The organism is Streptomyces sp. NPDC043870 (genome assembly GCF_056435785.1).
In genome coordinates this window covers 1-16141 of record NZ_JBWKDT010000074.1, presented here as the reverse complement: position 1 = coordinate 16141, position 16141 = coordinate 1, and the positions used below count along the sequence as shown (strand labels likewise).

The window sequence follows — 16141 nt, the reverse complement described above, 5'->3', positions numbered from 1 at the left end:
ATCGCAAGGCGGAGGATCGTCCTCGTACTGGACGTACTTGGATGAGTCCGACAACGCAGCGAGGGTGCGTGCCAGGCGTCGCGGGCCAGGCGGGACTTTCGCAACACGCCCTAGTTCGGCTGCTCCGACGGAATCGACGACTGATCAGCCCCGCTGAGGTGCTGATCCGAGCCGTTGTGACGCTTCCCGCCCGGCGGCGCCTCGCCGGGCGGGAAGCCCAGCGCCCAGTCGAGCCCGTACCGCTGGAACAGCTCCGCGCGCAGCCGCGTCCGTGGCATCGGCGCCCCCGGCACCGCCACCGCGAAGACGGCGCCCATCAGCAGTGCGCGCAGCAGCGGATAGTCGGCGTCCACGTCCGACGAGCCGTACCGCTCCAACGTGTCGCGCAGCAGGGACGCCAGCCGCTGCTGCTCCGGGCACTGCACGAACCCCTCGGCCTGCAGAATTCCCGCCATATGGGCCCGCATGAGCACCGGTCGGTCCACCGCGAGCCCGAGAATCGCGTCGATCGCCCGGGCCAGCAGCTCGCGGCCGTCGTCCGTGCGCGGCTCGCGGTCCAGTGCCTCCTTCAGCGTCAGATGCATCACCCGGTGCACGGCCGACTGGAAGAGCTGCCGCTTGCCGGGGAAGTAGTACGACACCAGGCCGCGTGCCGAGCCCGCCCGGTCGGCGATGTCCGCCAGGGTCGTCGCCTCGTAGCCGCGCTCCCCGACGAGGTCCACGGTCGCCTGCAGCAGGCGCTCCCGGGAACGCCGACGGAGCTCTTCATTGACCGATGCGCTCCGCGGGGACATGCTTGACTCCTGCGTTGACTGGCTCTCGGCCAATATACTCAGCGCGAACCGTTGAAAGGCACTCGCGTGCCTGGTCAGCGGCGTTGCGGGCGGACCGGGCGACGCGGGGGATCGCCCGGCCCGGCCGTCTCTGTCGTGCGTTCGTCCGGCTTCGGATGTCCGTGGGTCCTCGCCCTGGTCTCCATTCTCCGTCCCCATGGTCCGGATTCATAGGATCGTCCGGATTCACAGGTCGACCATTCCGAGTACCGGACGCAGACCCCCGGGCCGCTCGTCGACCGGCAGATGGTCCACGAAGTGCACGGAACAGCCCAGCTGCGCCGCGCCTCCGTCGGCGTGCCGGTCGTCGCCCACCATCAGCACGTCCTGCGGATCGTGCCCCAGCTCCTCGCACGCCGCCCGGAACAGCCGTGTGTCCGGTTTCTGGACACCGTGCCGGTACGACAGGATGTACGCCTCCACGAACGGGTCCAGCCCGTGCGCCCGGAAGACCGGCCGCGGATCCCATCCGATGTTGCTGACCACCGCGACGCCCGCCCCGCGGCGCCGCAGCTCCCCGAGCACCTCGGCCGCGTCCGGGTACGGGTGCCATGCGAGCGGCGTCTTGTGCCGCTCGTAGAGCGCGTCGTACAGCCGCGGATCCGGCAGCTCGACCCGGCGTGCGAGACCGACATAGGCATCACGATGCCGCTCGGCGTCCTCGTCACGGGTGGACCACAGCTCGGCGAGCGCCCCGGGAATCCGCTGCGGGGTCGAGCCGCCGGGCAGCGCCCCGGCCGCGTCCAGCTCGCGCGCGTACCGCTCGAACTCCTCCTGGCCGACCGAGACGCCCGTCTCGTCCAGGGCGGCACGCAGCCAGGACGTGACGGGTTCGATCCGGAAGAGCGTTCCCGAGAAGTCGAAGAGCACGCCTTTGATCCCCATACGGCGATCCTCGCGGGCTCAGCGCTCCCGGTTCAAGACCGCGCGCTCGTACAGCACGACGGTCAGCGCCACCAGACAGATTCCCAGCAGCCACCCGCCCACGACATCGGTGAACCAGTGCACCCCGAGATAGAGCCGGGTGAAGCCCACACCCAGCACCGAGACGGCGCCGAGCACCGCGGCGGCCCACCAGACCCACGCCCCCACGCCGGCCCGCCCCAGCAGCCAGAGCAGCAGCCCGCAGACGACGGTCGCCGTCATGGCGTGCCCCGACGGGAACGCGGCGTAGTGTGCGGAGTCCACGGGCTGCGGCCACTGCGGCCGCTCCCGGCCCACCAGGGACTTCAGCCCCTGCTGCAGGGCCGAGCCCAGGGCGCCCGCCGCCGCCACCCACAGCGCGAGCAGCCACCTGCCCCGCCACAGCAGCAGCACGACCGCCGCGGCACCCAGCGCACGCATCGTCCATGGGTCCCACACCCAGTCGCTGAACACCCGGTTGACGCGCGTGAACCCCGGCTCCGCCAGCGCGGAGCGGTGCAGTTCCGCGGCGACCGTACGGTCGAAGGACAGCAGCGGTCCCCGGCCCACGGCGACCATCACCAGCAGCAGCACCGAGAGGACGGCGGTCACCGCGGCGGTGCGGGCGGGGGCGGGTACGGGAGTGCGCGGCCGCGAAGCCGGAGTGGGGGAACCCATGGGGAGATCTTGCCGATGTTCGCCGCGGCGGGCTATCCCAGGGCGCGCAGACCGGGCACGAATGCCACCAGCAGAGGTACGACGGGGACCAGCGCCGCCGCCGCGGTCAGCCGCAGCCTGCGGCCGGCGGGGAGCCGGGGCACCGGCGTCAGCAGCCGGTTCACCCGCTGCGGCAGCTGCGCGTCCGGAGCCGGGCACGGCCCGAAGACACCCCGGTGCTCATTGAGTTCGACCAGGGCGAGTGCGATGGTCAGCCGTCCGAAACGGCGCGAGGCCACGTCGTCCGCGGCCAGTTCCACCAGCCGGTGCATCTCGTTGCGGAACGCGGCGAAGACCGGCACCTGCGGAAAGCCGGTGGCGAGCGCCGCCGAGCAGTGCAGCAGCCAGTCGTGGCGCGCCCGTGCGTGCCCCTGCTCATGGGCGAGCACCGCATCGAGCTGACGGCCCTTCAGCCGGCGCAGCGCGGCGGTGGTGATGACGAGCTGAGGCGCCGCGCCAGGCAGCCACCACGCGCCGGGGCGCTCACCCTCCAGGACGACCAGCGGATCGCTGCCCGTGTCCTCACCCGGCAACAGGGGGGAGCGCACGAGGAGTTCGGCCCGGCGCCGCTTGCGCCGTACGTGCGCCCGGTGGATCTCCTGGGTGAGCATCGCGCCGGTCCACAGCCCGCCGCACGCCAGCACCACGGCCAGCGCCGCCGACCACGGCCCGCCCGCGCCCAGCGCGTACGCCTCCACCACCGCGTGCGGCGCGGGCGCGAACACATGGCCTCGTACCGCCTGCCAGGCCACCGCCGCGCTGAAGATCATGGAGAGCGCGAAGCTCAGCAGCACCGCCGCCACCACGCACTGCCACACCCACAACGCCACCACAGGCTCGCGCTCCGGCCAGTCGGTCCGCGACATCAGCCGCGGGGCCACGACGGCGGCCAGTGCGCCGAGCGAGAGCAGCGCGAGGGAGACCATCATGCCGGCCAGCCTATGAGCGCGGGGCTACTCCCGGGTATGGCCGCGCGCGGCAAGTGACGTACGCCACCGCCTCACCACGCCGGGTCTCAGACGGTGAGCAGCATGGCGACCATGGCGACGCCCATGGACACCCGGCAGGCCAGTGCCAGCTCGGGCCGTGCACCCCAGGCCACGGCCCCGCCGCCCGCGGGCACGGCCACGGGCACCAGCCGGGCACCCGCACGCAGCACGAACACCGTGAAGTAGACGAGCAACGCGCCCGTCAGGAGCGGCACTCCGCCCGGACCCGCGTGTCCGCCGTGTGCCCCGGCCGCGCCCGGGGACATCGCCACGGCCATGTACACCATGGCCAGCGAACCGACCAGATGATGCAGATGATGCGCGCCGCCAGGCGAGGGCCGGACACTCCGCAGGGCACGCAGCCCCGCCAGGCCGAACACCGCGGCGTACACGAGCCAGGCCCACGACGGCGGCGGAACAACGGCGGCGGGTACGGCCATGGCGGCCATCCCGAACCCCATCACCGCCTCGCCGCCCGCCGTCCTGCGCTCCTCACCGGCACAGCTGCGCATCCGCAGGAGGCAGTACGCGCCGGACGCCGCGCACACTGCCACGAGCAGCCAGCCCGGCGTCGCCGGTCCGTGCACCGAGCACCTCCCCGCTCATCGGTGTCGGGAGGGTGATGCCCGCAACCGGTGCGGCGCATGCGAGCGCACAGGTGTACACAGGGCGCTCGGGGCGCTCCTCGATGCCCGGTTCGCCGGGTGGGCTCTTTCAGTGTGCGTCGCGCCCCTTCGGCTCAGGGCCGGCGGCGCAGCGGATGGTCCTCGGGCACCTCGACCACCGCGATACGGACCCCGTCCGGATCGGTCAGCCACATCTCGACGAGCCCCCAGGGCTCCCGCTGCGGCGGCCGCTCCACCGTCGCGCCCCGGGCCACCAGGTGCCCGTACGCCGCCTTCGCGTCGGACACCTGGAGCCACAGGGCGAGACCGGGGGCCGGTGGAGTGTCCGAACGTCCGGAGAGCTCCAGGAATCCGCCGCCCAGGAAGTAGACCGTCCCGCGGTCCGGCCCGGTGCCGAACTCGCGGTAGATCTGCAGGCCGAGGACGTCCTCGTAGAACCGCCGGGACCGCTCGGGGTCGGTCGGCCGCAGAAGGATGCGGCTGCTCAGCACGTGCATCATGGTCATCACGGTAGACCGCCGAGGCGCCCGCGTTAGGCTCGTGCGGACCGCGCGTTGTGGCGTGTATCAGGAGAACGGAGACCCGCACCATGGAGACCGCCCCGCCTCAGGGCCAGGCCCTGTCCTTCCGCGATGCGACCGAAGCCGATGTGCCCAGGCTCGTCGAGCTGATCGAGTCGGCCTACCGCGGGGACTCCAGCCGGACCGGCTGGACGACGGAGGCGGACATCCTGGACGGGCAGCGGACCGACCCGGAGGGCGTTCGCCAGGTCATCACCGAGCCCGGCAGCCGGCTCCTCGCGGTGCTGCGCGACGGTGAGATCGTCGCGTGCTGCCAGATCGAACACCGCGGCGACGCGGCGTACTTCGGCATGTTCGCCGTCCGCCCCGGACTCCAGGGCGGCGGCCTCGGCCGGCAGATCATCACCGAGGCCGAGCGCATCGCGCACGAGGCATGGGGTGTACATGAGATGCACATGACCGTCATCTCGGTGCGCGACGAGCTCATCGCCTGGTACGAGCGGCGCGGCTACCGCCGTACGGGAAGGATGACTCCGTTCCCGTACGGCGACGAGCGCTTCGGCATTCCGCAGCGCGACGACCTGCAGTTCGAGCTGCTGGTGAAGCCGCTTGCGCAGTAGGGCCCGTCCGGGCGGTCTTCGCAGGCCAGGCACGTCCGGCCAAACAGGGCCTGGGCCCGGGCTCAGGCCGTGAAGCGGCCGGTGCGCCGGATCTCGGGGAAGTCCGTGGTCGCGCCGTCGAGTTCGAGGGCGCGCACCAGCCGCAGATGATCCTGGGTGTTGACGACCCAGGCGATGACCTTGAGGCCCTCGCCGTGTGCGTGCTCCACGGTCTCCAGGGTCAGTCTGCGGATGTTCAGCGCGAGCGTGGCGGCGCCCACCGCCCGTGCGCGCTCCACGACGTCGCTGTCCCAGCGGCTGGCGACCAGCGCCGTCCTTACCCCCGGCACCAGCGAGGCGATCGCCGCGATCGCCTCGTCCTGGAACGACGACACCTCGACCCGGTCCACCAGATCCCGCTTGAGCATCACGTCGGCGAGCGCCCGCGCAGCCGCGACATCCTTGATCTCCGCCTGGAGCGGGGCGCTCACGGCGTCCAGGACCTCCTCGAAGACCGGGATGCGCTCGCCCTGACCGGCGTCGAGCTCCCGCAGCTCGGCGAGGGTCTTCTCGGCGATCGGTCCGGTGCCGTCGGTCGTCCGGTCCACCTCGGCGTCGTGCATGACGACCAGCGAGCCGTCCTTGCTCAGATGGAGGTCCAGCTCGATGGCGTCCATGCCCGCCCGTTCGGCTTGGACGAAGGAACGGAGGGTGTTCTCCGGTTCGACACCCATGACCCCGCGATGACCGATGGTGAGGAAACTCAAGATCTTCTCGCTTCCGTCGCATTTTTGAGGCTCGGCTCGCCTCCGGGGCGCTTCGGCGTCTGCCGACGGTCGACCGTGCTCGGTCCCTCGTTCCCCGGGACCTCCGCGCGCTCTTCCTTTCGGCAGCCGCGCGCCCCTTCGGTTCGCTCGCCCGGAGCTGATGCCCACGCGGCACTGCGGCAGCCTAATGGCCCACGTCGACGGCGTAACCGGTCGTGCACAAGCTGCCGAGCGTGTGGGAACGGGAGGTTCCGGCGACGGCGCGACGTCTCGGGTCACTCGTACGTGGGCGTGTCACCCCGGTCTTGACGCAGCCGGTCCAGGTCGCCGAGCAGCGCCTGTGCGAGGTCGAGCTCGGCGAGCTGCTGCCGCTCGCTCCAGCGCAGGGCCACCTGCGGATGGGCCCACTCCGCGACGCCCTCGGCACGGGCGAGCGCATCCCGTACCTCCCTCAGCTCGGCCTGCGTTCGCCGGACGTGCTCCTCGACGAGCTCCCGCAGCCGCTCCGGCGCGGCCAGATGGCCCAGCCAGACCCGCAGCACCAGGGGATGCTTGAGGACGGGCGGCCCCGCGTCGCCGTCGCCCCCGGCCCATGCCGCGAGCGCGGAGCGGCCGGCTTCGCTGATCGCGTACCGCCGCTTGGCGCGGGGCTCCTCAGGGCCCGAGCGCCGCGAGGTGACGTATCCGAGGCCCTCGAGCCGGCGCAGCTCCGCGTAGATCTGGCTGATCGCGGGTGACCAGTAGAAGAAGCGCAGTGAGGCGTCCGCCCACTTCTTCAGCTCGTAGCCGGTGCGCTCACCGGGGAAGGAGAGCAGCCCGAGCACCGCCCAGGCCGTTGCCGGGAGTTCTGCTGCGGATCCGTGCTGTCGTATCCCTTGCTTCTTCGACACCTGACGATTAGTCATATGGCGAATTGAAGTAACGGCAGGGCGCAGGACGCAACCCCTTGGAGGCACCGCCGTGCAGTTCTCCGTCATCTTCGAGGCTCAGCTCGCCGATCCGACCGTCGAGCGCGAGCACCAGGTCATCCGTGACTGTGTCGAACAGGCAGTCCTCGCCGAGGAGATGGGCTTCGACCGCGTCTGGGCCGTCGAACACCACTCCCTCAAGTGGTACGCGCACATGAGCGCCCCGGAGATCTTCCTCGCCTGGGTGGCGGCGCGGACCACGACCATCCGCATCGGTCATGGCGTCGTCTGCATGCCCTTCAACTTCAATCACCCCGTCCGGGTCGCCGAGCGCGCCGCGATGCTCGATCTGCTCTCCGGCGGGCGCCTCGACCTGGGTGCCGGGCGCGGCGGCACCGACCAGGAGACCTCGTTGTGCGGCGTCGACAAGAGCCGTACGACGCAGGAGGTGGAGGAGGCACTGCGGATCATCGGCAGGGCATGGCAGCAGGACGAGCTCGAGTACCACGGCGAGCTGCTCAGGATCGATCCGCATCCGATCCTGCCGCGTCCGCGCCAGGCCCCCCATCCGCCGCTCTTCCTCGCCTGCAGCCGCACGGAGACCCTGGCCCAGGCCGCCGACCTCGGTATCGGGGCCCTGGTGATGGGCTTCGCCGGGCCCGGTTCCATCGCGGAGATGCGCGCCGCGTACGACAGTGCCGTCGCCGCCCGCGACGGCTCCCGCTTCGTCTCCACCGTCGTCAACGACCACTTCTCGGTGCTGTGTCCGACGATCGTCCTGGACGACCGGGCGGAGGCGCGGCGCATCGGCATCCGCGGCCAGCGGTTCTTCGCCCAGTCCATCGGCCACTGGTACGGCGGCGCGGGCATACCGGACGAGGCGGTCGTCGACGGAGCGGACGAGGCGGCGGAGATGCGCAGCGCGGCGGAGCAGGTCGTCGCCCGGCTGCACGAGCACCGGATCCCCGTTCGCCCGACGGCCACTGCCACCTTCAACGCCGATCACGCCTACGGCACCGCCGACGACGCCATCGCCCATGTGGAGCGGCTGCGTGACGCGGGCGCCGACGAGATCATGTGCCTGATCCAGATGGGGACCGTGCCGCAGGAGGCCTGTCTGGAGACGCTGCGGCAGTGGGGCGAGAAGGTCATCCCGCACTTCGCGGGGAGGGGGAGCCGGTGACCGCCCGGGAGACCGGCCGCCTCGCGCCCGAGGCCCGCCCGTACGTGGATGCGATGAGCGCGGTCTTCCCCGATGTCGGGGGAGCGGTCACCGACGCGGATCAGGCCCGGCGGATCCTCGCCGCCGCCCCGGCCCCGCCGGGCCCGCTCCCGCCGGTGGACCGGGTCCGTGACCGTACGATCCCGGGGCCCGCGGGAGATGTGGACCTGGCGGTACGGATCTACGAGCCGGAAGGCGGCGGGCGGCCCCGGCCGACCGTGGTCTTTCTCCACGGCGGCGGCTTCACCCTGTGCGGCCTGGACACCTACGAACGGACCTGCCGCACCCTCTGCCGTGCCGCCTCGGCGGTCGTCGTCTCCGTCGACCACCGCCTCGCACCCGAGGCACGTTTCCCCGCGCCGCTGGAGGACGCGTACGCGGCCCTCGTCTGGGCGGCGGACCACATCGGGGAGCTCGGCGGCGACCCGGCGGCGCTCGTCGTCGCGGGCGACAGCTCAGGGGGCAACCTCGCCGCGGCGGGCGCCCTGCTCGCCCGGGACCGCGGCGGGCCGGCCATCGCCCTCCAGGCACTGGTGTACCCGGCAACCGACGCGGTGATGGACACCGAGTCGTACCGGACGAACGCGCACGGCTACTACCTCACCGCCGCGCACATGGAGTGGTTCTGGGCGCAGTACCTGGGGCCGGACGGCGACCCCGCCGATCCGCTGGCCTCGCCGCTGCGTGCCCGCCTGGAGGGCCTGCCGCCCGCGCACGTCGTCACGGCCGGCTGCGATCCGCTCTGCGACGAGGGGCGGGCGTACGCGGCACGGCTCCGGGATGCGGGAGTGGCGGTCACCGAAGGACACTTCCCGGAGATGTTCCACGGCTTTCTGGCGCTGACCGCGGTGCTCGAGGCCTCCCGGCGCGCTCTGCACGGGCTGGCCGAAGCCATCGCCTCGACGTCTGCGCCCGACAGCAAAATCTACGGTGACCACGGGGGTACGGCAGGATAATTTCCCAAGGTCACACTTGTATGGAAGAACGACGCATGGATACGGTGTCCTGACGCGAGGTTCTCCCGTGGAGGAAGTGACATGACGGAAATTCTTGTGCAGGACGCTGCCGGCAGCGCTACGGCTACTGCCGCGCGGGTGGTCGAGCACCCGGCTTGGCGGACACTCAAGGATGCCGTCGAGGCAATCAGGCCCTGGCAGTCCAAGGACGGCTCGATCGACTTCGACGCCGACGGCGCCCCGGCGCGTGCCACCGCCGAATTCGAGGTCAAGCGCCTGACCGCGGCCATCGAGGAGCTCTCCCCGCTGCTCCCGCACGACGAGACGTACCACCGCGCGGTCGTCGCCGACCTGCAGAAGTGGGCCGACGGCGGCTTCGAGGTGCCGGACTTCCTGGACTCGCTGCTCGCCTTCCAGCCCGCGGCGGACCGCAGGGACGGTCTCCAGCACCTGGTCGTCTTCCCGATGTACACGCAGAACGGCAACCCCGACCGCAACTTCGAGGCGGTCGTGCTGCGCATGGTCTGGCCGGAGTGGCTCGCCGAGCTGGAGGCCACCCGCTACGACAACCCGCTCTTCTGCGGCATCACCTTCGAGGACTTCACCGCCGGGTACGACACCAACTCGGCCGTACTGTTCCCCGAGACCATAGCCGTGCGCGAGGCGCCCGAGCGGTTCAGCTGGGGCGGCATCTTCTGCGACCGCGAGGCCGCCCGCTTCCGCCGCGTCACGGACGCGGCCGTGGACATCCTCGGCGTCGAACTGCCCGAGGACATCGCCGCGATGGTCCACGACCAGGAGCGCTGCGAGCAGGCCTTCGTCCTCTGGGACATGATCCACGACCGCACCCACAGCCACGGCGACCTGCCGTTCGACCCGTTCATGATCAAGCAGCGCCAGCCGTTCTGGATGTACGGCCTGGAGGAGCTGCGCTGCGACCTCACCGCCTTCAAGGAGGCCGTGAAGCTGGAGGCCGAGGGCAACCAGCACGGCCGCGACGTCCAGTACGCGGTGCTGTTCGACCGGATGTTCCGCTTCCCGGTCAGCGGCGACCGCGTGCGCAACTACGACGGCCTCGGCGGCCAGCTGCTCTTCGCGTACCTCCACAAGCACGACGTCCTGCGCTGGACGGACAACACGCTGAAGATCGACTGGGAGCGGGCCCCGCGGGTCACCAACGAGCTCTGCGCCGAGATCGAGACGCTGTACCGGGAGGGCATCGACCGCCCGAAGCTCGTCCACTGGTTCAAGGCGTACGACCTGGTCTCCACCTACCTCGCCCCGCACCCCGGCTCCCGCTGGGCGAAGGGCCCGGACGCCCTCGACCTCACCCAGCCCCCGCGCAAGCTGGTGGACGACGTGCTTCCGGACGAGTTTCCGCTCAGCATGTTCTATGAGGCGCTCTCGAAGAAGCTCAAAGATGTGATCGCCTCCACCAAGGGGATCACCGCGGGAGCCGCCGCGTGAGCTCTCGCACGGAGGAGACCACCAAAATGAACTCGAACGGCAACGGAGTGCTGGACGGAGCCGTGATCGCGGTGGCGGGTGCGGCCGGTCCCGCGGGCCGTGCCACCCTGCTGCGGCTGGCCGAGGCCGGGGCGATCGTCGTGGCCTCGGACGCGGACACCGAGCGGCTCGCCGCGGCGGTCGACGACGCCCGTTACGCGCACGGTGGCGCGACCGTCACCGGCGACACGGTTGATCTGCTCGACCTGAACGCCACGCGCGACTGGGCCACCCAGACCGAGAAGGAGTTCGGCCGGATCGACGGTCTGGTCCATCTCGTCGGCGGCTGGCGCGGCAGCGCGACCTTCGCCGAGACGGACCTCGCCGACTGGAATCTGCTGGAGAAGCTGCTGATCCGCACGGTCCAGCACACCTCCCTCGCCTTCCAGGAGCCGCTGCAGCGCAGCAACAAGGGCCGCTTCGTCCTCGTCAGCCAGTCCGGGTCCGCCAAGCCGACCGAGGGCAACGCCGCGTACGCCGCCTCGAAGGCGGCCGCCGAGGCCTGGACCCTGGCGCTCGCCGATGCCTTCCGCAAGGCTGGGGGCGAGGAAGGCCCGCGAGCAGCGGCCGCCATCCTGATGATCAAGGCTCTGGTGCACGACGCGATGCGCGCCGAGCGCCCCAATGCGAAGTTCGCGGGCTTCACGGACGTCAAGGAACTGGCCGAGGCCATTGCCGGAGTCTGGGACCGGCCCGCTGCGGAAGTGAATGGACAGCGTCTGTGGTTGACCCCCAAGCCGTGATCCCGTCGAAGACCACGAGCACGGATGCCCGTCGGCATCACGATCCCGGTGTCCGGGGCTTCGCCAGCGACAACTACGCGGGCGCGCACCCGGAGGTGATGGCCGCCCTCGCCCTGGCCAACGGCGGCCACCAGGTCTCCTACGGCGAGGACGCGTACACGGACCATCTCCAGCGGGTCATGCACAGCCACTTCGGCTCCTCCGCCGAGACCTTCCCGGTCTTCAACGGCACGGGAGCCAACGTCGTCGCGCTCCAGGCCCTCACCGACCGCTGGGGCGCGGTGATCTGTGCCGAGACCGCGCACATCAACGTGGACGAGGGCGGCGCGCCGGAGCGGATGGGCGGCCTCAAGCTGCTGACCGTGCCGACGCCGGACGGCAAGCTCACGCCCGAGCTGATCGACCGGCAGGCGTTCGGCTGGGACGACGAGCACCGCGCCATGCCGCAGGTCGTCTCGATCGCCCAGAACACCGAGCTGGGGACCGTCTACACGGTGGACGAGATCCGCGCCATCGTCGACCACGCGCACGGGCACGGCATGAAGGTCCACCTCGACGGGGCCCGGATAGCCAACGCCGCGGCGTCGCTGGACGTGCCGATGCGCGCGTTCACCAATGCCCTTGGCGTGGACGTCCTCTCGTACGGTGGCACCAAGAACGGGATGCTCTTCGGCGAGGCCGTCGTCGTGCTCAACCCGGACGCGGTCAGCCACATGAAGCATCTGCGGAAGCTGTCCATGCAGCTCGCCTCCAAGATGCGCTTCGTCTCGGTGCAGCTGGAGGCACTGCTCGCCAAGGACCTGTGGCTGCGCAACGCGCGGCACTCCAATGCCATGGCCCAGCGTCTCGCCGAAGGGGTCAGGGCGGTCGACGGGGTGGAGATCCTCTACCCGGTCCAGGCGAACGCGGTATTCGCCCGCCTCCCGCACGACGTGAGCAGGCGACTGCAGGAGCGTTTCCGCTTCTACTTCTGGGACGAGGCGGCCGGTGATGTCCGCTGGATGTGCTCCTTCGACACCACCGAGGACGACGTGGACGCCTTTGTGCTGGCGCTGAAGGAAGAGATGGCGCGGTAACCCTCGACTGCATGGGTATGCGGTCGACCGAAAGTTCATTGACTCTCGGTCGGCCGCGTTCCTATGCTCGGGTGCCATGGAGCTGATTCAGCGGGTCCCCGAACTGTCCGCGTATCTTGCGGCCGACGAGGTCATCGACCACGGTCATCCACGGGTCCGGGAGGTGGCCGCACGTCTGCGCGCCAATGCGCCCGGCGCATATGCATACGCGAAGGCCGCGTTCGAGTTCGTCCGTGACGCCATTCCGCACTCGTACGACTCCGATGATCTGCGCGTCACCTGGCGCGCCTCCGACGTTCTGGATCAGTGCACCGGAATCTGTTACGCCAAGGCCCATGCGCTCGCCGCGCTGCTGCGCGCGGAGTCGATCCCGACCGCGCTCTGCTATCAGAAGCTCGAAGTGGTGCACGGTCTGGTCGCGGTCCGGATGCCGGGTGAGCAGGTATGGCACCGCCAGGATCCGAGGGGCAACAAGGCCGGCGTGGACGCCCAGTTCTCGCTGGGCGTGGAGCGGCTGGCCTTCGTACCCGATCCAGAGTCCAATGAGATGGACTATCCGGTACTGTATGATGTACCTCATCCGGCGGTTCTGCATGCCCTGCAGTCGGCACAGGACCGGCCCTCCCTCTGGGAGAACCTTCCCGTCGCACTCTGAAGCAAGGACGCCGATGCCCCTCACGCTCACCGTGTCCGACGAGGTACGCACCCTCGTCCCCGGCTTCACCCATCTCGCCGTCGAGGCTCATGGCCTGGTCAACGGGCCCAGCAGTGACGCGAGTTCGGTGCTGCTCGACGAGGCGGCGCGCAGACTCGCGGAGCGGCTCGACGGCCGCGCACCGCACGAGGACCCCCACATGGCCGCCTGGCGCGAGACGTACAGCGCGTTCGGTGCCAAGCCGTCCCGTACCCGCAACTCCGCCGAGGCGCTCGCCAGGCGCGCACTGACCGAGGCCGGGCTGCCCCGGATCAACCTGCTCGTGGACGCGTACAACGCGATCAGCGTGGCGCACCTGATCCCGGTCGGCGGTGAGGACACCGATCACATCAAGGGGGACATGCGCCTGGTACGGGCCACGGGTGAGGAGCCGTTCGCCACGGTCGCCGGCGGCGAGCCGGCTGTGGAGCATCCGGAGCCGGGCGAGATCGTCTGGCGCGACGACGAAGGTGTCACCTGCCGCCGCTGGAACTGGCGGCAGGGCGTCCGCACCCGGCTCACCGAGGAGTCCGTCAACGCGGTCTTCCTGCTGGAGAGCCTCACGCCGATGACGCGCGGCGCACTCGAAGCCGCGGGCGCCGAGCTCGCCGAGTCACTGGAGAAGCTGAGCCCCGGGGCGCCGATCACCGTCCGCACCCCGGAATGACGCTTCAGCCGGCTTCGCGGACCTGCGCCGCGGTCGGAGCCGTGCCCCCGAGGTGCGCGGGCACCCACCAGGTGTCGCTCGCGTCCTTGGGCCGTACGGGATAGGCGCGCTGTGCCGCCTCCAGCAGCTCCTGCACCCGCTCGCGCAGCCGCCGCGTGATCGCTCCCGCGTACTGGTCGGTGGGCGCCTCCATCGGCTCGCCGACCCTTATCGTCACCGGAATGTGGTTGCGCTTGAGGTTCCTCGCACGCCCCTTGGTCCACAGCCGCTGCGTGCCCCACAGTGCCATCGGGATGAGCGGCACGCCGGCCTCCTGAGCCAGGCGCGCCGCGCCCGACTTGAAGCTCTTCAGCGTGAACGACTGGGAGATCGTGGCCTCCGGGAAGACCCCGATGATCTCACCCGCGCGCAGCGCGTCCAGCGCGTGCGCGTATGCCGCCTCGCCCTGGTTGCGGTCCACCGGAATGTGCTTCATACCGCGCATCAGCGGGCCCGAGATCCGGTGCCGGAACACCGAATCCTTCGCCATGAAGCGCACCAGGCGCCTCTGCGGCAGCGCCGCCAGGCCGGAGAAGATGAAGTCGAGGTAGCTGATGTGATTGCTCACCAGCACCGCACCGCCGGACCGTGGGATGTTCTCCGAGCCCTGCGTGTCGATCTTCAGGTCCAGCGCCTTGAACATCGTGAGGGCGGCGCCGATGACCGGCCGGTAGACGAGCTCTGCCATCTGGGGGGAGACCCTTCCTTCAGTGTCCCGGGAGGGTTCGCCCGGTGGAAGTTACGCAGCCGTAGGTTTTCGGCATTGGGCAGATCGTGCCCCATGTGTGGCGTAACAGCCAGTCCTGGAGCCGTCGCACGGCGAGATTCTCGTCACGTCGTGTCACACATCCCCGCTCGCCGCGTGTTCGCGACGGCAGCCGCGCCCCGCGGGACACGCCGCCCGGCAGCCCGCAGGACACGCGGACAGAGACGGCGGGAATCTTTGCGGTCCTGCGAATGCTTGAAGGGGACGATGACCGGACTTGTGGTGTGCGCGGTGGGCCTCGCGGCGGCGGGGCCCTCGGTCTGCCGCACCGGCGGACCAATGGGAGGCTGACGGTGCGCGGGCGGGACGAGGAGCGCAGGCTCGGATCGGCGGAGCTGGGTGCGGAGCTGGGGGAGAGGGCCACGCTCGTGCAGTTCTCGAGCGCCTTCTGCCAGCCGTGCCGGGCGACCCGGAGGACCCTCGCCGAGGTCGCCGGCATGGTCGACGGGGTCGCCCATGTCGAGATCGACGCGGAGGAAAAGCTGTCGCTGGTGCGTGAACTGGACATTCTGCGCACCCCCACCGTGCTGGTGCTGGATGCGCGCGGGCGGATCGTCCGCAGAGCGTCCGGGCAGCCCCGCAAGGCCGATGTGATCGCGGCCCTGGGCGCGGCGGTCTGAGGTGCGGTGAGCCGGTGCCGTGACACAGCTCCCATATCCCCGTACCGACTTGACTGCCCGTACCACCAATCGTCAGTCTGACGGCGTGCCACGACGATTCCTTCTCCTCGGCCGGTCCCATGTGGATCCGGACCACAACGCGACCGCGCTCTGTCCGGGTGTCTGAGCAACCACGGACCCGTTCGCGCCCCATGCAGAAGGACAACTCCATGACGGCTTCGCCCGACCTCGGCACACCCCAGCTCGCCTCTCCCGACCTGCTGCGCGCAGTCTTCCGGCAGCATGCGGCAGGAGTCGCGGTCATCACCGCGCACGGTGAGCGCCCCGTCGGTTTCACCGCCACGTCGCTCAACTCCGTCGCCGCCGAACCCCCGTTGGTCTCGTTCGGTATCGGTACTACCTCGTCCAGCTGGCCGGTCGTCGCCGAGGCCGGACACATCGGCGTCCACATACTCGGTGAGCACCAGCGCGAGCTGGCCGCCACCTTCGCGCGCAGCGGCGCCGACCGCTTCGCCCCACCCACCCGATGGCGTAGCGGTCCGGAAGGAGTTCCGGTGCTGGACGGAGTGCTGGCCTGGCTGGTCTGCCGTGTCGTCGCCCGGGTGCCGGCAGGGGACCATCGCATCGTCGTCGCCGAGGCCGTCGCCGGGGACCCGGCGGGCGCCGGGCGCCCGCTCATCTACCACCAGGGCCGGTTCAACGGGCTGAGGGACTGAGAGATCCCGACTACGCTGCGTTGTCAACGTCACAGTTCCAAGCGCTTGCTCACTGGGAACACAATGGGTGTACTGACGAGTAATATTTCGTTCGGAGCGCCGGTCGCCCCGACCGGAAACCCCGCCTTCAGGCGCCTATGCTGCCTGCACAAGGCAGCTCAGAAATGACGATGCAGTAGGAGAGCCGGCGTGAGCTTGAGGATCGTTGTCTGTGTGAAGTACGTGCCCGACGCCACTGGCGATCGGCACTTCGCCGATGACCTGACGGTCGAC

The 16141-nt window shown here is 70.5% G+C and carries 18 protein-coding genes and 2 pseudogenes; 11 read left to right on the top strand and 9 right to left on the bottom strand.

Going from position 1 to position 16141, the window contains the following annotated elements; genetic code table 11:
• Positions 1 to 110 precede the first annotated feature (110 nt).
• The 6 genes from AC0699_RS37790 to AC0699_RS37765 form a co-directional block, all read right to left on the bottom strand.
• Positions 111 to 794, bottom strand: coding sequence for a TetR/AcrR family transcriptional regulator (locus AC0699_RS37790; protein ID WP_478670349.1), 684 nt, complete (start codon positions 792 to 794; stop codon positions 111 to 113).
• 225 nt (positions 795 to 1019) lie between these two features.
• On the bottom strand, positions 1020 to 1718 hold the full coding sequence (locus AC0699_RS37785; RefSeq protein WP_478670346.1) for an HAD family hydrolase: 699 nt from the start codon (positions 1716 to 1718) through the stop codon (positions 1020 to 1022).
• 18 nt (positions 1719 to 1736) lie between these two features.
• The gene (locus tag AC0699_RS37780; RefSeq protein WP_478670343.1) at positions 1737 to 2414 is read right to left on the bottom strand and encodes a phosphatase PAP2 family protein; all 678 of its coding nucleotides are present in this window, start codon (positions 2412 to 2414) and stop codon (positions 1737 to 1739) included.
• A 32-nt stretch (positions 2415 to 2446) separates the two neighbouring features.
• Positions 2447 to 3382, bottom strand: coding sequence for a M56 family metallopeptidase (locus AC0699_RS37775; protein ID WP_478670339.1), 936 nt, complete (start codon positions 3380 to 3382; stop codon positions 2447 to 2449).
• A gap of 86 nt (positions 3383 to 3468) precedes the next feature.
• Positions 3469 to 4029: a DUF5134 domain-containing protein gene (locus AC0699_RS37770; protein ID WP_478670336.1), complete on the bottom strand. Its 561-nt coding sequence runs from the start codon at positions 4027 to 4029 to the stop codon at positions 3469 to 3471.
• Between the two features lie 152 nt (positions 4030 to 4181).
• The gene (locus AC0699_RS37765; RefSeq protein WP_469770682.1) at positions 4182 to 4568 is read right to left on the bottom strand and encodes a VOC family protein; all 387 of its coding nucleotides are present in this window, start codon (positions 4566 to 4568) and stop codon (positions 4182 to 4184) included.
• Between the two features lie 89 nt (positions 4569 to 4657).
• Here AC0699_RS37765 and AC0699_RS37760 point away from each other — a divergent pair, with 89 nt between their 5' ends.
• Positions 4658 to 5209: a GNAT family N-acetyltransferase gene (locus AC0699_RS37760; RefSeq protein WP_478670332.1), complete on the top strand. Its 552-nt coding sequence runs from the start codon at positions 4658 to 4660 to the stop codon at positions 5207 to 5209.
• Positions 5210 to 5271: 62 nt separating this feature from the next.
• Here AC0699_RS37760 and AC0699_RS37755 read toward each other — a convergent pair whose 3' ends face one another.
• Both AC0699_RS37755 and AC0699_RS37750 read right to left on the bottom strand, forming a co-directional pair.
• A complete protein-coding gene (locus AC0699_RS37755; protein WP_478670329.1) occupies positions 5272 to 5955 on the bottom strand; it encodes a glycerophosphodiester phosphodiesterase in 684 nt (227 codons plus the stop codon).
• Between the two features lie 275 nt (positions 5956 to 6230).
• Entirely contained in the window at positions 6231 to 6860 is a 630-nt protein-coding gene (locus AC0699_RS37750; protein ID WP_478670326.1) for a PadR family transcriptional regulator, read from the bottom strand.
• Positions 6861 to 6915: 55 nt separating this feature from the next.
• Here AC0699_RS37750 and AC0699_RS37745 point away from each other — a divergent pair, with 55 nt between their 5' ends.
• From AC0699_RS37745 to AC0699_RS37715, 7 genes are all read left to right on the top strand, one after another.
• Positions 6916 to 8046 (top strand): LLM class flavin-dependent oxidoreductase, encoded by a 1131-nt coding sequence (locus AC0699_RS37745; protein ID WP_478670323.1) that lies wholly within the window; start codon positions 6916 to 6918, stop codon positions 8044 to 8046.
• The gene (locus AC0699_RS37740) at positions 8043 to 9041 is read left to right on the top strand and encodes an alpha/beta hydrolase (protein WP_478670321.1); all 999 of its coding nucleotides are present in this window, start codon (positions 8043 to 8045) and stop codon (positions 9039 to 9041) included. Before AC0699_RS37745 ends, AC0699_RS37740 begins: the two co-directional genes overlap by 4 nt.
• Positions 9042 to 9122: 81 nt before the next feature.
• Complete coding sequence (locus AC0699_RS37735) at positions 9123 to 10508, top strand: DUF6421 family protein (protein WP_478670317.1); 1386 nt, start codon at positions 9123 to 9125, stop codon at positions 10506 to 10508.
• A gap of 26 nt (positions 10509 to 10534) precedes the next feature.
• Positions 10535 to 11290, top strand: a complete 756-nt coding sequence (locus tag AC0699_RS37730) for an SDR family NAD(P)-dependent oxidoreductase (protein ID WP_478670356.1) — start codon at positions 10535 to 10537, stop codon at positions 11288 to 11290.
• Entirely contained in the window at positions 11287 to 12366 is a 1080-nt protein-coding gene (locus AC0699_RS37725; RefSeq protein WP_478670352.1) for a threonine aldolase family protein, read from the top strand. The genes AC0699_RS37730 and AC0699_RS37725 overlap by 4 nt, the downstream gene beginning before the upstream one ends.
• A gap of 76 nt (positions 12367 to 12442) precedes the next feature.
• A complete protein-coding gene (locus AC0699_RS37720) occupies positions 12443 to 13021 on the top strand; it encodes a transglutaminase domain-containing protein (RefSeq protein WP_478670312.1) in 579 nt (192 codons plus the stop codon).
• 13 nt (positions 13022 to 13034) lie between these two features.
• Positions 13035 to 13727 carry a B3/B4 domain-containing protein gene (locus AC0699_RS37715; protein WP_478670309.1) on the top strand — a complete coding sequence of 231 codons (693 nt, stop codon included), beginning with the start codon at positions 13035 to 13037 and terminating at the stop codon, positions 13725 to 13727.
• A gap of 4 nt (positions 13728 to 13731) precedes the next feature.
• On the opposite strand, the gene AC0699_RS37710 is transcribed toward AC0699_RS37715, so the two are convergent.
• Complete coding sequence (locus AC0699_RS37710; protein ID WP_478670306.1) at positions 13732 to 14454, bottom strand: lysophospholipid acyltransferase family protein; 723 nt, start codon at positions 14452 to 14454, stop codon at positions 13732 to 13734.
• Positions 14455 to 14739: 285 nt separating this feature from the next.
• Between AC0699_RS37710 and AC0699_RS37705 the strand changes: the two are divergent.
• From AC0699_RS37705 to AC0699_RS37695, 3 genes and pseudogenes are all read left to right on the top strand, one after another.
• Positions 14740 to 15152: pseudogene (locus tag AC0699_RS37705) on the top strand (TlpA family protein disulfide reductase).
• 209 nt (positions 15153 to 15361) lie between these two features.
• Positions 15362 to 15868, top strand: a complete 507-nt coding sequence (locus tag AC0699_RS37700; RefSeq protein WP_478670303.1) for a flavin reductase family protein — start codon at positions 15362 to 15364, stop codon at positions 15866 to 15868.
• 189 nt (positions 15869 to 16057) lie between these two features.
• Positions 16058 to 16141: pseudogene (locus AC0699_RS37695) on the top strand (electron transfer flavoprotein subunit beta); the annotation flags it as partial.

Coding starts and splice junctions, on each gene's coding strand:
- AC0699_RS37780 (WP_478670343.1), bottom strand. CDS start 2,414: ATGGGTTCCCCCACTCCGGCTTCGCGGCCGCGCACTCCCGTACCCGCC.
- AC0699_RS37775 (WP_478670339.1), bottom strand. CDS start 3,382: ATGATGGTCTCCCTCGCGCTGCTCTCGCTCGGCGCACTGGCCGCCGTC.
- AC0699_RS37765 (WP_469770682.1), bottom strand. CDS start 4,568: ATGATGCACGTGCTGAGCAGCCGCATCCTTCTGCGGCCGACCGACCCC.
- AC0699_RS37785 (WP_478670346.1), bottom strand. CDS start 1,718: ATGGGGATCAAAGGCGTGCTCTTCGACTTCTCGGGAACGCTCTTCCGG.
- AC0699_RS37730 (WP_478670356.1), top strand. CDS start 10,535: ATGAACTCGAACGGCAACGGAGTGCTGGACGGAGCCGTGATCGCGGTG.
- AC0699_RS37735 (WP_478670317.1), top strand. CDS start 9,123: ATGACGGAAATTCTTGTGCAGGACGCTGCCGGCAGCGCTACGGCTACT.
- AC0699_RS37760 (WP_478670332.1), top strand. CDS start 4,658: ATGGAGACCGCCCCGCCTCAGGGCCAGGCCCTGTCCTTCCGCGATGCG.
- AC0699_RS37720 (WP_478670312.1), top strand. CDS start 12,443: ATGGAGCTGATTCAGCGGGTCCCCGAACTGTCCGCGTATCTTGCGGCC.
- AC0699_RS37710 (WP_478670306.1), bottom strand. CDS start 14,454: ATGGCAGAGCTCGTCTACCGGCCGGTCATCGGCGCCGCCCTCACGATG.
- AC0699_RS37715 (WP_478670309.1), top strand. CDS start 13,035: ATGCCCCTCACGCTCACCGTGTCCGACGAGGTACGCACCCTCGTCCCC.
- AC0699_RS37750 (WP_478670326.1), bottom strand. CDS start 6,860: ATGACTAATCGTCAGGTGTCGAAGAAGCAAGGGATACGACAGCACGGA.
- AC0699_RS37790 (WP_478670349.1), bottom strand. CDS start 794: ATGTCCCCGCGGAGCGCATCGGTCAATGAAGAGCTCCGTCGGCGTTCC.
- AC0699_RS37700 (WP_478670303.1), top strand. CDS start 15,362: ATGACGGCTTCGCCCGACCTCGGCACACCCCAGCTCGCCTCTCCCGAC.